Origin of the sequence: Bacillus sp. SA1-12 (genome assembly GCF_000981385.1) — a bacterium.
In the GTDB taxonomy this organism is placed as follows: Bacteria; Bacillota; Bacilli; order Bacillales; family Bacillaceae; genus Metabacillus.
This window is the reverse complement of sequence record NZ_LATZ01000119.1, coordinates 176842-194841: the sequence shown is the minus strand read 5'-3', so window position 1 is coordinate 194841 and position 18000 is coordinate 176842. Positions and strand designations below refer to the sequence as shown.

Sequence of the window (18000 nt, the reverse complement as noted above, 5' to 3'; positions counted from 1 at the left end):
TCTTGCAAGATTAAAATCCTTTATACTGATATTCTTCTCGTTCCAATTGTCCAACACGCATTTTTACATCCTCTTTCACTTCCTCCATTTTCATCATCATTTCATGAAAAACTCTTTTTGCCTCTTCATCTTGCGAGGTAATAGCAAGACTTGATAAGCTTGCCTCAATGCTTTTCAAAGTCGATAAACATTGTTTTACTTGTGAACCAACGGTCACAAAAACACCCCCCTTGCATTATCCTTTAGGTTTAAAGATTAAGGCTCCAATCAAGCCAAAAATAATCGCTGCTGAAATGCCTGAGCTAGTTACTTCAAACATCCCCGTAATAACCCCTACAAGTCCATGTTGCTCAGCCTCCTGCATGGCCCCATGCACTAAAGAATTCCCAAAGCTAGTAATTGGAATCGTTGCACCTGCTCCAGCAAATGCGATCAATGGTTCATATAAATTAAAACCGTCTAAAATTGCTCCAACTACTACTAACGTACTTAATGTATGTGCAGGAGTAAGTTTAAAAACATCAAACATGATTTGACCTATCATACAAATTAATCCGCCTATGATAAATGCCCAGAAAAAAATCATACTCATAAGCCTCCAAACTCAATCGAAACTGCATGTGCAATGCAAGGAATTGTTTCTTTTTGTTGAAATGTTAGAGGCGATAATAATGCACCAGTTGCAACAACGAGTAACCTATTAAATTCGCCCTTTTTCATCCGATTAAGTAAATGGCCGTATACGACAGTTGCAGAACATCCTGCACCACTGGCACCTGACAGAACCGGTTGTCCTTCACGGTAAATCATCAGTCCGCAATCCTGAAATTGTTCTTCTTTAATTGACAACCCATGCTTATTTAAAAGGTCGAGGGCAACTTCACGACCAATGTGTCCAAGGTCACCTGTTACAATTAAATCATAATACGACAAATCTACTCCTCTTTCTTTTAGGTGAATTTCAATCGTATCCACAGCCGCGGGTGCCATTGCACCGCCCATATTAAAAGGATCGGTTAATCCCATATCAATGACGCGGCCAATCGTAGCAGAGGTAACTCTTGGACCTTCCCCCTCATTCTTTAAAATGGCAACACCAGCACCTGTAACAGTCCATTGGGATGTCGGCGGTTTTTGCCCTCCATATTCCGTAGGGTATCGAAATTGCTTTTCTGTAGCAGCATTGTGACTTGAAGCGCCTGTCATCAGGCATGTTGCGCCTCCATAATTTACAATAAATGCTCCCAGTGCCAACCCTTCCATAGAAGTTGAACAAGCACCAAATAAACCTAAATAAGGGACTCCAAATGTTTTTATCGCAAAACTAGTAGGAGTAATTTGATTGATCAAATCCCCCCCAAGGAAAAATTGAACAGCTTCTTGTTGAACCTCTGCTTTTTCCATTGCCTTTTGGCAAGCTTCCTCAATTAAGACTTTTTGAGCCTTTTCAAATGAGTCTTGCCTTAACCAAATATCATCATGTAACAAATCAAAGTCTTCCGGAATTTTCCCTCGTGCTTCAAATGGTCCGCCTACTGTTCCAGTTGAAATAATAACAGGACCATTTTTAAACAACCATGTGCTATGTCCACTTAACATTACAAACCACCCAACCCAATTAAAATTGTTTTAATGGTTGCAATCACAAAAGCCGAAAACACACCAAACATAATAACTGATCCTGCTAATTTAAACATATTTCCTCCAACACCAAGGACATACCCTTCCGTTCGATGTTCAATTGCTGCTGAAATTACTGCGTTTCCAAACCCGGTAACCGGAACCGCTGAACCAGCACCACCAAATTGAGCAAGCCGATCATATACACCAAAGCCTGTTAAGAGCATTGAGAGAAAAATCATAACTGCAACCGTAGGATTTCCGGCAGTTTGTTCAGTGAAGTCGAAATTATAGATAAAAAAAGTTTGTATCGCTTGTCCAACTAAGCATATAACCCCGCCAACAAAAAATGCTTTTATACAATTTCTTATAATTGGACGTTTCACTTCGCGTTCTTCCTGAAATGACTGGTATTCCTGCTGGACAGGAGTTAAGTTTTTCTTTTTGTTATTTGACATTCATTCACCTTCTTTATGTAAGTTCCTCTGAAAGACTTTTGATTCTATTTAGCTCTTTTTTAAGTTTTTTTTTGCTGATGTTTGTTTTGTTGACTTGCTTTTCTAACTCACTGAGTTCGAGCAATATTTTTTTGTCAGTTGATAGGGTCACATGATGATTTGGGAAATGATCTTCGGCTAATTTTTTCAGTTTTTTCTCAATTTCTTTAATACGAAATCGATCCATCTGTTTAATTTGAGCAGCTATAAATAGCTCTTTGTCAGAATTGATTACTTTGACATCGCTAACCTCTTTTTGCTTCATTAATAATTGTATAACTTGATTCGACACACTCATATTCTTAGATTCACTAGTAACTTTTCTTATGTTTTGTTCATTCTTTTCATTGTCAATAGCAGCACCATTACATCCGGATCCTACAATGATTAACACTAATAAAATTTGTGTAATTATTGTTCTGCCATGTTTCATTTGAAACACCTCATTCTTTATTTGAAAAAAGGTTGGTTTAAAACCAACCCTTTGATCAAGCATTTACTGTTTATATTGTGGTTCTTCTTGTTCGATTTCACGAAGGCGAGGCTCGATACTATCAATGACCGACTGTGTTTGCTTTGCTGCATTTTCGTATAAAGTCTTAGCTTGCTTATTATCAGTTCCTAAAGCAAATGTTTCAAAACTAGCTTGTGCGCTTTTTAACCCTGCTAAAGTTGTTTTCACTTGATTTACCACTGTCATGATTTTCTCCTCCTAAAATTTGGTTAAGCACAATAATAGAATGCTTAATTGTTAAATATTTATTCGATTTTTTTCTAATAATTTTTCTGCAAAATGTAAGACGGAAATTCAAAGAAAAATCCTTATTTTCGATGAATTGTATATGTTTTTGCTTAGGTAAAGCTAAATTTAATAATTCTCCATGAATGTTTCAAATAATTAGTTATTATCGATCATGTTTTTTTGTAGTACTTTTATTATTGTTTCAGCTAAAACCTCATTTTCTATTGAGTTTAAATACTTGGCTACCTGTTTTAGGTGCCGATTCATACAGGTTTGAGAAGTTAAGTAAGCAAGGATTTGATCCTCTAACTCTTGATGATCATTTTCCAGCAGAAAAACGAGCTCATTGTTTTTTAAATTGCGCAAATTGATTTCTTCTTGACCTGGTAAGACAGAGTAAATAAATATTGGCAATCGTTTTCTTAATGTTTCACTAATTGTTACTCCTCCAGGTTTCGTTATGATCCCAGAAGCATCGGAATAAAGCGCATTCATTTCATGTTTGCATGTAATATATGGTAATGGAATGATATTATGGTTTTTAATTGATTGTACGAACTGAAACAACTTTTTATTTTTACCACATAAAACTATGTAATGAATCTTTCCTGATGGATTTAGTTTTTTTAACAGCTTTTTTATGTTGCCAGTACCGAGACTTCCGCCGGAAATAAGTAAATTTATCCTTTTATTTTCATTTGCTTTTTGTTGTAAATCATTCTTTAAATAAGAGGGGTGTACAGGAATTCCCGTTACAAGGATTTGATTGTTTTTCACTCCTTGATTACTAAGGAATTGTTTTACTTCTTGAGAAGGAGCAAAATGATAATCAATATGTGACAATCCCCAAAGTTGATTGACAAATAAATCCGTATAAACATTAATAACAGGAACTGTTTGACATGATTGCTGTTTCAGTTTATTTAATAAATATGATGGAAGGGCATGAGTACATATAATTAAATCTGGATTACACTCATTAAGCACCTTTTTCATAGATCGGAGAAATAATAATTCATATAGGAAATATCTTTTTGTTTCATATGTATCGTTGAAAGAAACTTTTCGGTATAACCAGCTGTAGAAAGCAGGACATACCATTATCGCTTTTAGGTACGTACCAGTAATAATCGTTTCTAAAAATCCCAAACTATAAGATAATAGTTCAACTTTTTCAAATTCCCATTCCAAATTACCTTCTTTTAAGGATTCCATAATACTGTCAGCGACCTGATGATGTCCAGAAGACATTCTTAACAAAGGCATAAATAAAATTTTTTGCATACTCTACCCTCAGTTCTGGATTTTTAAGCATAGTTTCTTTATTTTATTAAAAAATATAAGTGATTACGATGTTAACCATTACTTCCCACTATTCTTACCTTAACTCTCCTACTATACTTTTATATAGGAGGGGATACTTTTGATGTTTTTATTACTAGTTATTCTATTAATCGTCATTATTCCTGTTTTATATAAAGCAAATAATAATACAAAAGATATTTCTATAAAAAATATTTCTCTTAATGAAGAAGAGAAATTTCTAAATACACAACTAAAGATTCTTCATTTATCAGACTTACATTTAGAAAATATATCAATATCGCCTGAAGAACTCCATAAGCTCGTTGAAAATGATTCAATCGACTTAATTGCTATTACAGGAGATTTCTTAGATCGTAAACGGAGTATTCCAAAGCTAATTCCTTATTTAGAAGTTTTAAGAAAAATTGAACCTAGGTTTGGAATGTATGCGGTGTTCGGTAATCACGATTACGTCTTAAAAGGAAAGAATTTTGAACGTTTAAAGAAAACGATCGAGGAAAACGGTTGTATAACATTGCAAAATGAGCATCTTACAATCGATGTGGAAGGGAAAAAGCTTAATATTATCGGGATTGATGATTATAGTACGAAAAGAAGCAACCTTCTTAAATCGTATAAAGGGTTACAAAACGGCTATAATTTAGTCTTAACACATGATCCGAATATTGTGTTAGAAATGAAAGATTTTCACTTTGATTACCTCTTGTCAGGACATTTTCATGGGGGTCAAATCCATTGGCCCAAGCCATATCACTTAATCAAAATGGGGAAATTAGTTCGAATGAAAATGGTGAAAGGATTACATTATCACAATGATAAACCATTTTATATAAGTGAAGGTCTCGGACAAACAGGGGTAAATATTCGTATTGGAAGCAGACCTGAAATTACATTCCATAACCTTTCTTAAAGATATTGGATTGTATCAAACTATATGTAAAAACCCCCGCTTAGTTTTGGGGGTTATTTAATGGTTCTTACTAAACCGTGCCAACAGTATTGCACCGATTCGGCCTTTTTTGCAGCATATTGCAGTACCCAGCCAGATATATCCCGAATGCTCCTCTCCTCTTCTTTCAATGGTACAATTCCTCTTCCCATCTCCAGCATAATGAAAATAACAGGCTTTTCATGCATCTTCTCTAATTCGCAAATTTCATCAATTTGTTGGTAAAAGTGCTCCTTTACTTCATCTATAGTTGAATATAAATACAAATCCTTCTTAATCCAATCTTCCCATCCTTCTAATACAAGCATTGAGCTTGAACTAAATTTTATTTTCCAATCAGGCAACAGATCATTATGATACGCACTGTGCCATGATATTTCACCACATTGATCTCTTATTATTTTTCTTTTCCCTGAATAGGCACCTCCGACCACGAGTTGCAAACCCATTTCCCCCTTTGATGTTGAAATGACAAACAATAGGCTGTTCCATGTTTAACTTGTATATCCCAAAACGTCATGATTAACTTCAGGTGTTTCATTAATGCACGAATAACCCCGCCATGTGTTACGATCAAAATCTTGCTATTGGATGCGTTTTGGCGTGATTGTAATTCTGCAAGGAAAAAATTGATTCTGTCATTAAATTGCTGAAACGTTTCTCCATTTGGCGGTGCCTTCTTTTCAAAATCTGTTAACCAGGCCTGATACATGTGATCTCGTTTGAGATCCTCATATGTTAAACCTTCCCATTCACCAAAATGAATTTCCCTTAGCCTGGAATCTAAACAAACTAGTTCATTTGGTAGTAAATACTGAAATGTTTCTATACATCTCTTAAGATCACTGCAATAATAATAATCAAAAGGGATATTCTCAAGTGCTCTTCGCAATGGATATAATGTGTGAAGCTCTTGAGCTAACAATCGTTCATCAGAATGACCCATATATCTTTTTTCAATATTCCATCTCGTTATCCCATGACGAACAAAGTATACATCCATAGAATGAAAAGTCCCCATAATTCCCCTCCTTCGATCGAAGCACCGAGTATATCTCCATTAATTCCCTTAAAGTTTTTCAAAATCCATCTTCTGAAGAAGAAGAAATAGAGTAAATAAGAAAAGCAAATCAACAGCATGTTTGGTGAAAGCAGTGCAAATAATATGACAATTACAGTTCCAACGATAACTTCACGAACGGATAGATGCTGCTTCCAGTAATAAGCTAAACCCTCTTGTTTCATAACTGGTACAAAGTATAGTAAGAAAAGCGGGACTAATCGGCTGCATGCTGCGATCACGCATAGACCAACAAAAAGCTGCATAATTTGCCCATTAATCTGTAAAACGATTCCAAAAATAAAAGCCGTTTTCCATACGAGATGAAAAATGACCGTGAGAACGGCAAAACTTCCAACTTGAGGATCTTTCATTATTTGCAGTTTTTTTTCAATAGGAGCATTTGATCCAATTGCATCAGCTACATCCATTAATCCGTCTAAATGCAGTCCCCCTGTTAAAATCACCCATAGTGTTACAATAAATAGGGAAATCATCCATAAGGGAAATACAAGGTCTGTAATCGTATAGCCCAGTGTTAAAATTCCTCCGATAATGAAACCAATAATACCAAATGATGTAAGTGCTCCTTTTATAAATTGCTTTTCCCATGGACAATTAATTGGAATAGGAATACGGGTTAAAAACTGCAATGCTAAAATAATTCCAAGAACGAATTGCTTCATTCTGATCAGCCTTTCCATTGAATCGGATTGCCTGCGACAACTTGATAAACCGATTCTGCATTTGAAGTAATAAGTTGATGCACTTTTTCTAGATTGTAGATATATTGGTTTACAAACAAATTGTCACTAGGTATTCCTTCATTAACATCATTTGAGACAATGATTAATTGTAGCTGTTGCTGTTTCGAAAGATGGATACATTTTGAAACTTCTTTTAAAATCAGCATGATATCAGCGTTTGTCTTATACATGATGTTATTTATCCAAACAGTTAAGCAATCTAATACGATAACATCATGCTCATTTACGTTAAGTAATGCATTGGTTATATCCAAAGGAGCCTCAAGTGTATGCCAAACCGATTCTCGTTCTTTAATATGACGTTCAATACGTTTTTCCATTTCAGGATCCGTCCGTTCTGCTGTTGCGATATAAAGTAACTTTGCCTTTTTACTAGTCTTCATACCTTTATTGAATAGTTGAAGAGCATACGCTTCTGCAAACGAACTTTTTCCCGAACGGGCGCCGCCGGAAATAAACGTTAACATGTTTTTTCTCTCCAATTCCTTAAGGTTTCCAGTAAATATTTGTTTTCTTCAGCGCTGCGGACAGCCATCCGCAAATATTTACCATTAAGACCTTTAAAGGTATGAGTATGCCTAGGAATAATCTTATTATTTAGTAAAAATTCAAATAACTCTTCTGTATCTGTACGCTGCTCAAGATCTTTTAGCAGGTAAAAATTAACGCATGTTGGTGAATAATAGAAGCCAAGGTTAGTTAGCTCTGTTGTTAAAAGCTCCAGCTGCTCTTGCAGCCATGATTGCGTTGTTTCGATAAATACGTCTTGAGTAACTAAGCTTGGCAAAAATGAAGCGACAACCCCATTAATACTCCAAGGTATTTGGTTTTTCTTTAAATGTCCGATTACATTTGGTTTAGCAATCACATAACCTAGTCGCAAGCTTGGTATCGCATAAATCTTTGTCAACGATCGAAGTAAGATCAGATTTGTATATGTATCCATTAAATGTGTCAAATCAGTTATACCTGGTGGGAGAAAATGGATAAATGCCTCATCAACGATAATGGTGGTTTGGCACTCCAGCCCTTTTTCCAGCAATGCTTTCACATCTTCAATAGTAACCACCGTACCTGTTGGATTGTTAGGCCGGCATAAAAACACGACATCCACTTCTTCTAGATTGGATAATACCTTTTCAAGAGGAAACGAGAAATCATGATCAAGCCGAAGTGAAACATGAGATACTGAAAGCTGGTAAACTTGACACGCTCTTTCATATTCAGAAAAGGTAGGCTCAATAATCAAAGCCTTTTTACCAGAAAACAGCTGAGTAACAAGGAAGATCGCTTCAGAGCCGCCATTCGTTAACAATACTTCATCCCTATGTACCCCTGCATGAGCTGCGACCAGATTTGTCTCTTCATGATAGTCAGGGTCAGGGTATTTCTCGAATTGATCAAATGCTGTCAGCAAGTTCGCTTTTAGTTCATGTGGAGGACCAAGGGGATTAATATTGGCACTAAAGTCAAAAAAATTATGATCATTGGTTTTGCCTTTCAATGCAAATATTTTATTCGGCTGTCCTCCGTGTTCCGGCCACTTCATAACCATCACTCCTATCTTTCATTTCATGATATATTGATTGTAACGAGGAAAAGAAAAAGGATTAATATGATCCAAGTACCATGCATGTAAACAATCATTCTCTTAATATCATTTGGTTCTAGGCTCCGAATAGGATTCCCCATCTTTGCCCGATTTGAAACAACACCTTTGTAACGGTTTTGTCCGCCTAAGACAACGCCTAAAAGCCCTGCTCCCATTGCTTCAGGCCAGCCGCTATTTGGACTTGGATGTTTTTTGGCATCTCGCAATGTTACTTTATATGCATTTCGCTTAAACGAATAAGGAACAAACCAGGAGAATAACCACATGAGAAGTGCAGTTAATCTAGCTGGTATCCAATTGATAACATCGTCAAACCGTGCTGATGCCCAGCCAAATTTCTCAAATTTCTCATTTTTATACCCTACCATCGAGTCCAACGTATTTGCAGCACGATATGCCATTGCCATTGGCGCACCTCCAATAATTGCCCAGCATAATGGCGCAATTATGGCATCAACTGTATTTTCGGCAACTGTTTCAACCGCTCCGCGTGCCACTTCTTGCGGAGGCAAATCTTCTGTATCCCGCCCAACAATATAGCTCAACTTTTTCCGAGCTAGTTTAAGATCTCCTTTTAACAATGGGGCAGCAACTTCTTTTCCAGCAATATGTAAGCCCTTCATTGCAATCGTTGAGGAAATAAGATAGATTTCAATCACTAGCTTTGCAATTGGATGGATGAAATTGATAAGGGAAAGCAGGATAAAGGTGCAGCCATATGCTCCCCCAACAATAGTTACGGTTAACAAAACACCTTTTAGCTTTTTCTGTCTCCCTCTATTCCATTTACCTTCGAAAAAGCTAATCATTTTTCCTATGATTATGACAGGATGCGGAAACCATCTTGGATCTCCGATGAGTAAATCTAATAGAATGGCGGCTGATATAAGATAAAAGTGGAAAGCAAGTATACTCATAGCTGCTGTTCACTTCGTTTTTTATATTTTTGCAGAGCTTCTATCAATGCTTTATAAACAGTCCTGCCAATCGCCTTGCCGATTACGGTACCTGACCCTGCATAAGTTGTGGGCTCCCCGTTTTGTGTTGCGGCAACGAGTGTGCTGTCTGTAGATGTACCACTTGCAATGGTTCCCGTATCCTGATCTTTAATCTCTAGATCAACCATTGCCTTCGTCTTTGCTTCTGTTACTGATTGAATCGCATTTACTAACGCTCCGTCTGTCAGATGGGCATCGATAAATACCATAATATTCACTGTTCCAATACTAAAGCCTAAATCTATAGGCAATTTTGCTGTAATATCAACCGCATTTCCCACACCAGCAGTTAAGACAACTAAAATTGAAATATCTCCATACTTCTCTTCTATTATACTTCTGTCTTTCAGGTTAACAGCTGTCATCATTCCTGCAGTATCATATTCTGAAATCCCTGCTTCTCTTAACCAGTTCAAAATATCTTTTTTCGGAGATGAACAATTATAATTTTTATCAACATGAAAATTGCAAAAGTTCCTTTTCCATTGCAAGCCTTCACCCAAAACACAGTTTGAGATTGTCCTAAGCGGACCATTAAATTCAAGGTGAATATAATGATCTGTTTCCTTTAAATCATACTCTATGTCAGATACCTGCAGTTCCCGCTGATTTGGTATAACGGAAAGTTGTGGTTTTGGAAGGACAGGGTGATGATTGGTTTTTACTTCTACCTCATATATCCTGGTAAGCAATTCTTCATTCTGTAAGATAGACACATCACCTGTATCAACCAATTCCCCTTCATTTAACAGCCCAATCTGATCTGCAAACAGAGCTGCCGTATTCAAATCATGTAAAATAGCAACAATTGTAAGCTGACGTCTTTGCTGATATTCCTTTAGTTGTTGAAGCATTGTTACCGTATGCTTCATATCAAGGTGGTTTGTAGGTTCATCTAAAAAAAGAATCTTTGGCTCTTGAGCAAGGGCTTTAGCTAATAAAACGCGCTGTTTTTCTCCGCCGCTCAATTGCTTAAATGGTTGTTTGCGAAATTGATAGACATCCGTTTGCTTCATGATTTCTTCAACCACGAGATGGTCTCTTTTTGATGAATGCTTAAAAAAGCCTGTTTGATGCGGATATCTGCCAAGCATGACAATCTCTTCAACGAGAAAATCAAATTCGACTTGAACCTCCTGGGATAAAACCGCTATAATCTTTGCTCTTTCCAATGCTTGATAGGACTTTATTGATGTCTCAAAAAGGGTAATCGAACCTTCTTGAATCGGCAGCACACCAGTTATTAATTTAATGAGAGTTGTTTTCCCGCTCCCATTTGGGCCAATAAGTGCATAAAATTTACCTGTTTCGATGGTAAGTGTCAGATTCTTTATGATTGCTTTCTGCTGGTAGCCGCCGGTAACATTTTGTATGTCAATCATGCCGATCCCCTTCCAATTCGTTCTCTAATTAACAGCAATGCAAAGACTGGAGCACCGATTAATGAAGTAATAACGCCTATGGGCAATTCACTTGGAGCAATTATTGTTCTCGCCACCAGGTCTGCAAGAATCAAGTATCCTCCACCTACTAGCATCGATAAAGGCAGAACATGCCGATGATTTGGTCCGCATAATAACCGAATAAAATGAGGAATAACTAACCCGACAAAACCAATTGAACCAGATACAGAAACGGCAGCACCTGTTAAAAGAGAAGCACCGACTAAAATAATAAGCTTACTGCGCTGTATATCAACACCTAAATGCTCTGCTGATTCCTCCCCTAAAGCAAAAGCGTTTAATTCTCTTGAGCGTGATAGTAAGACAATTGCCCCAATTAATAAGAAGGGAATCATGAGTTTTACATGGCTCCAGCCTCTCATTCCAACGTTCCCCATTAACCAATATAAAATTTGCCGAACATCTTCTCTTTCACTTAAGGAAATAATGAGCGAAATAATAGCACTGATAAAGGAACTGACGATGATCCCTGCGAGAATAATCGTTTCGATTGAAAGCTGACGAGTAGATAAGTGGGTAACCCCAAAAACAATAAACATTGTAATAAAACCGCCAATAATAGCGATCACAGGTAATGTATAGCTCCCTAAAAACGGGATTGTCAGTTGAAAATACAAAACCATTACTGCGCCTAAGGAAGCACCTGAAGAAACTCCAATTGTATATGGGTCTGCAAGCGGATTTCGCAACAGCCCCTGAAAGGCAGCACCTGCAAGGGATAATGCAGCACCTACTAAAAATGCCAATAAAACACGAGGATAACGAATCTCCCAAATTATGGTCTCTGCTGTTTTTCCTCCTTCACTTTCAGAAAAAGATAGACCAAACAATTTTGTTGATAAAACATCTATGATCATAGCAATTGGATATTGAACACTGCTTATGAATAAACCAAGGAGTGCTGTACATACGACAAACACTCCGCTTAAAAGATACATACAACTTATTTTATTCGCCAAATACTTCCGGATAAATGAGCTTTGCAAGTGTCTCAACCCCATCAATTAATCGTGGTCCTGGTCTAGTTACAGTGTCATTATTCACATCAAAAACCTGCTTATTTTTAATTGCCGGCACTTCCTTCCATCCAGCTCGATTTAATACTCCCTCTTCTGGATTATCAACATAATATCCATATGTCGTGATAATAACGTCTGGATTTAATGTGACAATTTCTTCTTCAGTCATTTTTACCCAGCCAGTTTGTTCACCTGCAACATTTTCTGCATTTATAGCTTGGAGCATTTCATGCATAAATGTATCTTGTCCTGTTGTAAATATATCTGGAGCAGGTGAAACTTCAACCCAAACTTTTTTCTTTTCTGTAACAGCCTTTGCCTTTTCTTTGATCTCAGCTACTGAATCCTTCATTTCTTTCACGACCTTATCCGCCTCATCAACTGCACCTGTTACTTGACCGATCAGCTGGATCGTATTATACACATTTTCAAAAGATTCGGCACTACTTACAACAATAACATCAATACCAGCATCTTTAAATTTCTTTAAGATATCTGGATTGTTTTCATGTTGAAAATCCGTTACTAACGCTAGATCAGGCTTTAATGCTAAGATCTTTTCAACATTCAATTGCTGGTCTCCAATTTTTTCAATCTTCTCCACTTCAGGAGGATAGTTACTATAATTATCAACACCAATTAGCTTATCTCCTTGGCCTAAAGCAAAGGTTATTTCCGTATTACTTGGGATAACAGAGACGATCGTTTCCGGTTCCTTCTCAATAATTACTTCCTCACCAGTACCATCAACAACCGTCACTGGAAAAGCTGTATCCCCTTTTCCTTCTTCCTCGGTCTTTGTTTCAGCTGTATGATCTTTTTCAACTGTCCCTTTCTCTTCTGTCGCTCCGCAAGCAACTGTAAATACAGTTAACATGGTCAATACAAAGCTTAGAAAAAGCCATTTCTTCATATTTGTTTTCATTTTGACACTCTCCTTGATCTTTTTGCCCACAAAAAAACGCCTATTCACTTGGAAAAGGCGATAAATGCAGAATGAAATGATGATTCTAATAAAGACAGAAAACACCAGCATTAAAAAGCCATCCTTTTCCTCGAAGGATCGTTTATCTTAACAATAGGCAGGTCTCCTGGCTTACGCATCATCATGTACACTTTCCCTTCCCATATTAAAGAATACAGTGGGATCTATTAAGTGTCATTCTACGTTTACAGTGGCGGGACCGCGTTGGATTTTCACCAAACTTCCCTATTACCCTTAAGTACGATTACTTTAAGGACCTATTGTGAAATTATTCGTTTTTTTGTGACTCGCCTTATTATAAAAGAAGAATTTGGACCTGTAAATGAATATTTTCTATAATTTGTCCTATTGACTTTTGGTTGCTATGCCAGCAGATTGGAAGGTCGCCATTTCTTTCATCATTCGAGCAGCTGCCTCAACTAATGGAAATGAGAGAGCAGCCCCGGTTCCTTCTCCTAATCGGAGTTCCAGATTTAAAAGAGGTGATTTATTTAAAAAAGCTAGAGCATGGGCATGCCCCTGTTCATTAGATAAGTGACCAGCAATGAGATAATCACTCACTTTTTCTTCTAAAAGACATGCTAACAATGCGGCAGATGTACTAATAAATCCATCAAGCAGAACCGGTATTCTTTGTTCAGCAGCCCTAATGATGGCGCCAGTCATTCCACCGATTTCAAGTCCTCCTATTTTTGATAAGATATCCAAGGCGATCTTTGGATCAGGCTTTCTTTTCATCAATGCTTTTGAAAGAATGGAAACTTTCTTTTGCAAACTTTCATTCGTAAGCCCTGTTCCTTTACCAACTGCTTCTTCAATTGAACAGCCTGTTATAACTGAGGTAATTACACTTGCACTTGAGGTATTTCCAATCCCCATCTCACCAATGATAAGGCATCTTGCTCCTTCATCAATCAGTTGCTTAGCTGTCTCCATCCCAAATAAGATTGCTTGATTAGCTTCTTCTTCGGTCATCGCATTTTCAACGGCAAAGTTTTTTGTACCATACCTTACTTTTTTTTCAAGCAACTGTTCATGCTGCAGTTCGGCAGCTACTCCAATATCAACAATTTTGAGGATGGCATTAATTTGTCTTGAAAACACATTAATCGCTGCTCCTCCATTTAGAAAGTTGTAAACCATTTGTGTTGTCACTTCTTTTGGATAAGCTGAAACTCCCATATCACTGATTCCGTGATCTGCTGCAAATACAGCAACGCCGGGACGGCTGACAACTGGAAATACTTGATTCGTTATACCTGAAAGCTGAATCGCAAGTTCTTCTATTTTCCCTAAGCTGCCTATTGGTTTTGTTAACGTATTTACATATTCCCTTGCATGTTCCATTTTTTCTTGGCTAAGCGGTTGGATAGATTGTAAAACCTCTTGAATTTGTCCATTTGTATTCATCTGGTCTCTCTCTTTCTTAATGCAAATTGTTCTATTTTTTGATTCAGCTGGTTAACATCGATAGCCGCTCGTACATGCTCTGCTAAGCGGTTATATTCATTAGCTTGTCTTTCTTCATAAGATTCGCGGAGAGTGACAGGCTTGAGGCCTTTTCTAATCAAAAGATTATTTAGAAACGACCACCTGAACTCATCATTATGAAAAATCCCATGAAAATAAGTACCTATGCATGTTTCTTCTTGATTTTTACTGCCATCTACACCATTGGTTAGTTGAATCAAAGGGGATAGACCGGTTAAGCAGGTAGTCTTTCCCATATGAATTTCATATCCTGTCACATCAAGCTTTTCTCCACTTACTTCCACAGTACCCCTTGATCTTATTGTTGTCTTTTCTTTAGTTAATGTTGTGTGGATAGGGAGCAAACCTAAACCTTTTATCCTTTTAGTATTAGATTCCACATGATACGGATCCTCTATCATCTCGCCAAGCATCTGGTATCCACCGCAAATTCCAAAGATGACTGCCCCATTTCGATGGGCTTTGAGAATCGCCTGATCAAGCCCTTTTTCTTTTAAAAACATCAGATCCTCAATTGTATTTTTACTTCCGGGCAGAAGGATAACATCAGGCTTTTCTAGGTGACTGACATTTTCCACTAACCGAACATGACAATCAGATTCATAATCGAGAGGGTCGATATCTGTGAAATTAGAGATTCTAGGATAATGGATTACCGCAATATCCAGTTCTTTAGCTTGATCTTTGTGAGTATTGTAGTTACTTAAGCTTAAGGAATCTTCTGCCTCAATAACTAAATCATTTATAAATGGTATAACGCCTAATACAGGCTTTCCCGTGTATTCTTCAAACCATGCTAATCCTGGTTCAAGCAATGAGAGATCTCCGCGAAATTTGTTAATGATCACACCAATTATACGGTCTCGCTCCTCTTGGGATAGAAGCTGCAATGTACCAACGAGACTTGCAAAAACTCCGCCTTTATCAATATCGCCTACTAAAACAACTGGGGCATCTGCCATCTTAGCAATGCTCATGTTAACAAGCTCACGGTCATTTAAATTCACTTCAGCAGGACTCCCGGCACCTTCTATGACAATTCTTTCAAACGAAGAAGAAAGGTTTTGGTAAGACGTATTAATAATGGCTTTAGCTGTTTCATAATAATCACTGCGATAGCTTTTCGCTTCCATGTTTTTAAGAGGTTTCCCATGTACAACTACTTGGGATTCATGATCCCGGGTAGGTTTAATTAAAATGGGATTCATGTCTGTAGTCGCAATAACTCCTGCTGCCTCAGCTTGAATTCCTTGGGATCTGCCTATCTCTTTCCCATCAAGAGTAATATAAGAATTTAATGCCATATTTTGTGATTTAAAAGGTGCTGTATGATAGCCATCCTGAGCAAATATCCTACACAATGCAGTTACAAGAATACTTTTACCTGCGTCAGAATGCGTCCCTTGGATCATGATCGGAACCGCGGACTTAATTTTTGCCATTGTTTTTCACCTCCAAGCATTTTCGGATAAAATTTTCAACCAATTCTGGACATGAAGCGAAATGTAGATGGGTATAGCCCGCAATGACATTGTTTGTTAAGCAGCCATCAACTCCTTCGCTAAAGGATCCTTTAGTATGATAAGCAAAAGGTAAAGGCTCACTCTCATGATAAGAAGAATAGTGAAATTCATGTCCCCGAGCAGTAAACTTGTTAAGAAGCAAGTAATTATCATGATTGCCCGACACTTCTCTGTAGCCAAAGCCTGCAAGCTTTTTACCCATTTTTATTGTTCCAGGTATAACTCCTACCATTGGATAGACTGAACCGTCAATCGTTTCAATTGTTTTTGCCAAATACATATAGCCGCCGCATTCAGCTAATGTTGGAAGACCTTTAAGTATTCTCCTCTTGATCGAGTTCTTTACTTCAACTTGATTCGCAAGATCTGCAGCAAATTGCTCAGGGAAGCCTCCTCCTATGTATAATCCGTCCGCTTCATCAGGAATTGCTTCTCCACTCAAAGGGGAAAAGTAGATACACTCAGCTCCATATGCTTCAAGTAATTCAAGGTTTTCTTGATAGTAAAAATTAAACGCTCTGTCCTTCGCGATCGCCAGCTTCACATCTTTAAGTTTCCGTTTTTTGAAAATTGACTTTGCCGGATCTTTCTTTAATGGCTTTTGCTTGCTTAATTCTACAAGCAGATCTAAATCAATGGTTTCTTCAACTAAATTTGCTAATTGGTCAAAAAGGCTTGTTAAATCACCGTGTTCAATAGAAGGTATAAGCCCTAAATGCCGTTCTGGCATTTGAATGCTTGTATTCTCTAAAAGATAACCGCACACCGGGATGCCGCACTCCTGTTCAACCGCCTCCTTAATGATCTGGAAATGCCCCATACTTCCCACCTTGTTTGCAATAACACCGACAATATTTACGTCAGGCTCAAGTAGCTGAAAACCTTTCACCATAGCGGCAGCACTTCTTGCCATTTTGCTGCAATCAACAATTAAAATCGTTGGGCAATCAAGCAGCATACTTATTTCAGCTGTTGAACCTTGATTTGAGAGAGCCGTCTTGCCATCGTAAAAGCCCATAACCCCCTCGATAATCGAAATATCTGCACTATCACTACCATTTATAAAAACTTCCTTTAGCACATCTTTAGAAAACATCCAACTGTCCAGATTCCTTGACGGCCTTCCTGTAACAGCGGAGTGAAAGGTAGTATCTATGTAATCGGGACCACATTTAAATCCTTGAACATTCAAGCCTCTTTGTTTTAGAGCAGACAGTAAACCAATTGTGATCGTAGTCTTGCCCACACCGCTGGAAACTCCTGCAATCACTAGTCGCTGTGAAGTCATATCGCTCCCCCCTTAATTATGCTAGTATTCTATTCCTTTTACCGCTGGAATCCCTGTGTCATAATAATGCTTTTCAACATCGACAACAGAAACAAGATCAGCGAGCTCTTTGATTTCTGCTTTTGCATGTCTACCTGTTATAACTAAATGTACATGTGGGGGTCTTATATTAATCAGTTCCTTGACTTCATGAATTGGGAGAACATCATCAATTGGAAATGAATCGATTGCTAGTGCATTATTTAATTCGTCTAAGACAACAACATCATATTCCCCTGACATTACCGTTTCTTTTGCTGTCTTCCATGCTGATGCGAGTGCATTCCGGTGTACCTCAGGCGTTTTAGTCCATGTAAATCCCTCACCAAGTTGAACCATTTCAACACCTAACTTTTCTAACGATCTCTGTTCGCCATATGATCTGCCCTTTGACTTAATAAATTGCAGAATCTTTACAGACATTCCCTGCCCGATTGCACGTACACATAGGCCAATCGATGCGGTCGTCTTCCCTTTTCCATCACCAGTAAAAACAAGTGTTAACCCTTTTTGTTTTTTCATATGACTCCCTCCTTGTTTTCTGAAAATAAAAAACGCCTTCCATTATAAGGGAAGACGAGAGTTTAAAAGATTAAGAGAAAAAGTGTAGAAAATCCTGCA

At 37.6% G+C, this 18000-nt stretch carries 21 protein-coding genes and 1 riboswitch; of the genes, 1 reads left to right on the top strand and 20 read right to left on the bottom strand.

Going from position 1 to position 18000, the window contains the following annotated elements; translation table 11 throughout:
* Positions 1 to 10: 10 nt before the first annotated feature.
* The 7 genes from WQ54_RS20375 to WQ54_RS20345 all read right to left on the bottom strand — a co-directional run bounded on the left by WQ54_RS20375 (position 11) and on the right by WQ54_RS20345 (position 4143).
* Complete coding sequence (locus WQ54_RS20375) at positions 11 to 217, bottom strand: DUF1657 domain-containing protein (RefSeq protein ID WP_046586793.1); 207 nt, start codon at positions 215 to 217, stop codon at positions 11 to 13.
* Positions 218 to 235: 18 nt separating this feature from the next.
* Positions 236 to 586, bottom strand: coding sequence for a stage V sporulation protein AE (gene spoVAE, locus WQ54_RS20370; RefSeq protein ID WP_046586791.1), 351 nt, complete (start codon positions 584 to 586; stop codon positions 236 to 238).
* 2 nt (positions 587 to 588) lie between these two features.
* Positions 589 to 1599: a stage V sporulation protein AD gene (spoVAD, locus tag WQ54_RS20365; protein WP_046586789.1), complete on the bottom strand. Its 1011-nt coding sequence runs from the start codon at positions 1597 to 1599 to the stop codon at positions 589 to 591.
* Positions 1599 to 2078 (bottom strand): stage V sporulation protein AC, encoded by a 480-nt coding sequence (gene spoVAC / locus WQ54_RS20360; protein ID WP_046586787.1) that lies wholly within the window; start codon positions 2076 to 2078, stop codon positions 1599 to 1601. The genes spoVAD and spoVAC overlap by 1 nt, the downstream gene beginning before the upstream one ends.
* 13 nt (positions 2079 to 2091) lie before the next feature.
* On the bottom strand, positions 2092 to 2550 hold the full coding sequence (locus WQ54_RS20355) for a YhcN/YlaJ family sporulation lipoprotein (protein ID WP_046587320.1): 459 nt from the start codon (positions 2548 to 2550) through the stop codon (positions 2092 to 2094).
* Positions 2551 to 2613: 63 nt separating this feature from the next.
* A complete protein-coding gene (locus tag WQ54_RS20350; RefSeq protein ID WP_046586785.1) occupies positions 2614 to 2817 on the bottom strand; it encodes a DUF1657 domain-containing protein in 204 nt (67 codons plus the stop codon).
* 198 nt (positions 2818 to 3015) lie between these two features.
* Entirely contained in the window at positions 3016 to 4143 is a 1128-nt protein-coding gene (locus tag WQ54_RS20345; RefSeq protein WP_046586783.1) for a glycosyltransferase, read from the bottom strand.
* Positions 4144 to 4282: 139 nt separating this feature from the next.
* On the opposite strand from WQ54_RS20345, the gene WQ54_RS20340 reads away from it, so the two are divergent.
* On the top strand, positions 4283 to 5095 hold the full coding sequence (locus WQ54_RS20340) for a metallophosphoesterase (protein ID WP_231597593.1): 813 nt from the start codon (positions 4283 to 4285) through the stop codon (positions 5093 to 5095).
* Positions 5096 to 5148: 53 nt separating this feature from the next.
* Here WQ54_RS20340 and WQ54_RS20335 read toward each other — a convergent pair whose 3' ends face one another.
* From WQ54_RS20335 to WQ54_RS20275, 13 genes are all read right to left on the bottom strand, one after another.
* Positions 5149 to 5568, bottom strand: a complete 420-nt coding sequence (locus WQ54_RS20335) for a bifunctional adenosylcobinamide kinase/adenosylcobinamide-phosphate guanylyltransferase (protein WP_231597611.1) — start codon at positions 5566 to 5568, stop codon at positions 5149 to 5151.
* Positions 5532 to 6155, bottom strand: a complete 624-nt coding sequence (locus WQ54_RS20330; protein ID WP_046586778.1) for a histidine phosphatase family protein — start codon at positions 6153 to 6155, stop codon at positions 5532 to 5534. Before WQ54_RS20330 ends, WQ54_RS20335 begins: the two co-directional genes overlap by 37 nt.
* Complete coding sequence (gene cobS, locus WQ54_RS20325; protein ID WP_046586776.1) at positions 6107 to 6880, bottom strand: adenosylcobinamide-GDP ribazoletransferase; 774 nt, start codon at positions 6878 to 6880, stop codon at positions 6107 to 6109. Before cobS ends, WQ54_RS20330 begins: the two co-directional genes overlap by 49 nt.
* A 5-nt stretch (positions 6881 to 6885) precedes the next feature.
* A complete protein-coding gene (locus WQ54_RS20320; RefSeq protein WP_046586774.1) occupies positions 6886 to 7428 on the bottom strand; it encodes a bifunctional adenosylcobinamide kinase/adenosylcobinamide-phosphate guanylyltransferase in 543 nt (180 codons plus the stop codon).
* Complete coding sequence (locus WQ54_RS20315; RefSeq protein ID WP_046586772.1) at positions 7422 to 8510, bottom strand: histidinol-phosphate transaminase; 1089 nt, start codon at positions 8508 to 8510, stop codon at positions 7422 to 7424. The genes WQ54_RS20320 and WQ54_RS20315 overlap by 7 nt, the downstream gene beginning before the upstream one ends.
* Positions 8511 to 8533: 23 nt before the next feature.
* Positions 8534 to 9490, bottom strand: coding sequence for an adenosylcobinamide-phosphate synthase CbiB (gene cbiB / locus WQ54_RS20310; RefSeq protein ID WP_046586770.1), 957 nt, complete (start codon positions 9488 to 9490; stop codon positions 8534 to 8536).
* Positions 9487 to 10953 carry an adenosylcobinamide amidohydrolase gene (locus WQ54_RS20305; protein WP_046586768.1) on the bottom strand — a complete coding sequence of 489 codons (1467 nt, stop codon included), beginning with the start codon at positions 10951 to 10953 and terminating at the stop codon, positions 9487 to 9489. The genes cbiB and WQ54_RS20305 overlap by 4 nt, the downstream gene beginning before the upstream one ends.
* Positions 10950 to 12020 carry an iron ABC transporter permease gene (locus WQ54_RS20300; RefSeq protein ID WP_231597592.1) on the bottom strand — a complete coding sequence of 357 codons (1071 nt, stop codon included), beginning with the start codon at positions 12018 to 12020 and terminating at the stop codon, positions 10950 to 10952. Before WQ54_RS20300 ends, WQ54_RS20305 begins: the two co-directional genes overlap by 4 nt.
* Positions 11983 to 12978, bottom strand: a complete 996-nt coding sequence (locus WQ54_RS20295; protein WP_231597591.1) for an ABC transporter substrate-binding protein — start codon at positions 12976 to 12978, stop codon at positions 11983 to 11985. Before WQ54_RS20295 ends, WQ54_RS20300 begins: the two co-directional genes overlap by 38 nt.
* A gap of 138 nt (positions 12979 to 13116) precedes the next feature.
* Positions 13117 to 13314: riboswitch (cobalamin riboswitch) on the bottom strand.
* A 69-nt stretch (positions 13315 to 13383) separates the two neighbouring features.
* The gene (gene cobT, locus WQ54_RS20290) at positions 13384 to 14448 is read right to left on the bottom strand and encodes a nicotinate-nucleotide--dimethylbenzimidazole phosphoribosyltransferase (RefSeq protein WP_046586765.1); all 1065 of its coding nucleotides are present in this window, start codon (positions 14446 to 14448) and stop codon (positions 13384 to 13386) included.
* Positions 14445 to 15971 (bottom strand): cobyric acid synthase, encoded by a 1527-nt coding sequence (locus WQ54_RS20285; protein ID WP_046586764.1) that lies wholly within the window; start codon positions 15969 to 15971, stop codon positions 14445 to 14447. Before WQ54_RS20285 ends, cobT begins: the two co-directional genes overlap by 4 nt.
* The gene (locus tag WQ54_RS20280; protein WP_046586763.1) at positions 15958 to 17340 is read right to left on the bottom strand and encodes a cobyrinate a,c-diamide synthase; all 1383 of its coding nucleotides are present in this window, start codon (positions 17338 to 17340) and stop codon (positions 15958 to 15960) included. Before WQ54_RS20280 ends, WQ54_RS20285 begins: the two co-directional genes overlap by 14 nt.
* A gap of 21 nt (positions 17341 to 17361) precedes the next feature.
* Positions 17362 to 17901, bottom strand: a complete 540-nt coding sequence (locus WQ54_RS20275) for a cob(I)yrinic acid a,c-diamide adenosyltransferase (RefSeq protein ID WP_046586761.1) — start codon at positions 17899 to 17901, stop codon at positions 17362 to 17364.
* Positions 17902 to 18000: the final 99 nt, after the last annotated feature.

Excerpts from the sequence above, each read along its gene's own strand:
- WQ54_RS20315 (WP_046586772.1), bottom strand. The coding sequence starts at position 8,510 with ATGAAGTGGCCGGAACACGGAGGACAGCCGAATAAAATATTTGCATTG.
- WQ54_RS20280 (WP_046586763.1), bottom strand. The coding sequence starts at position 17,340 with ATGACTTCACAGCGACTAGTGATTGCAGGAGTTTCCAGCGGTGTGGGC.
- cobS (WP_046586776.1), bottom strand. The coding sequence starts at position 6,880 with ATGAAGCAATTCGTTCTTGGAATTATTTTAGCATTGCAGTTTTTAACC.
- WQ54_RS20285 (WP_046586764.1), bottom strand. The coding sequence starts at position 15,971 with ATGGCAAAAATTAAGTCCGCGGTTCCGATCATGATCCAAGGGACGCAT.
- WQ54_RS20355 (WP_046587320.1), bottom strand. The coding sequence starts at position 2,550 with ATGAAACATGGCAGAACAATAATTACACAAATTTTATTAGTGTTAATC.
- WQ54_RS20305 (WP_046586768.1), bottom strand. The coding sequence starts at position 10,953 with ATGATTGACATACAAAATGTTACCGGCGGCTACCAGCAGAAAGCAATC.
- spoVAD (WP_046586789.1), bottom strand. The coding sequence starts at position 1,599 with ATGTTAAGTGGACATAGCACATGGTTGTTTAAAAATGGTCCTGTTATT.
- WQ54_RS20320 (WP_046586774.1), bottom strand. The coding sequence starts at position 7,428 with ATGTTAACGTTTATTTCCGGCGGCGCCCGTTCGGGAAAAAGTTCGTTT.
- WQ54_RS20330 (WP_046586778.1), bottom strand. The coding sequence starts at position 6,155 with ATGGGGACTTTTCATTCTATGGATGTATACTTTGTTCGTCATGGGATA.
- WQ54_RS20350 (WP_046586785.1), bottom strand. The coding sequence starts at position 2,817 with ATGACAGTGGTAAATCAAGTGAAAACAACTTTAGCAGGGTTAAAAAGC.
- cobT (WP_046586765.1), bottom strand. The coding sequence starts at position 14,448 with ATGAATACAAATGGACAAATTCAAGAGGTTTTACAATCTATCCAACCG.
- WQ54_RS20275 (WP_046586761.1), bottom strand. The coding sequence starts at position 17,901 with ATGAAAAAACAAAAAGGGTTAACACTTGTTTTTACTGGTGATGGAAAA.
- spoVAC (WP_046586787.1), bottom strand. The coding sequence starts at position 2,078 with ATGTCAAATAACAAAAAGAAAAACTTAACTCCTGTCCAGCAGGAATAC.
- WQ54_RS20345 (WP_046586783.1), bottom strand. The coding sequence starts at position 4,143 with ATGCAAAAAATTTTATTTATGCCTTTGTTAAGAATGTCTTCTGGACAT.
- spoVAE (WP_046586791.1), bottom strand. The coding sequence starts at position 586 with ATGATTTTTTTCTGGGCATTTATCATAGGCGGATTAATTTGTATGATA.
- WQ54_RS20295 (WP_231597591.1), bottom strand. The coding sequence starts at position 12,978 with ATGAAAACAAATATGAAGAAATGGCTTTTTCTAAGCTTTGTATTGACC.
- cbiB (WP_046586770.1), bottom strand. The coding sequence starts at position 9,490 with ATGAGTATACTTGCTTTCCACTTTTATCTTATATCAGCCGCCATTCTA.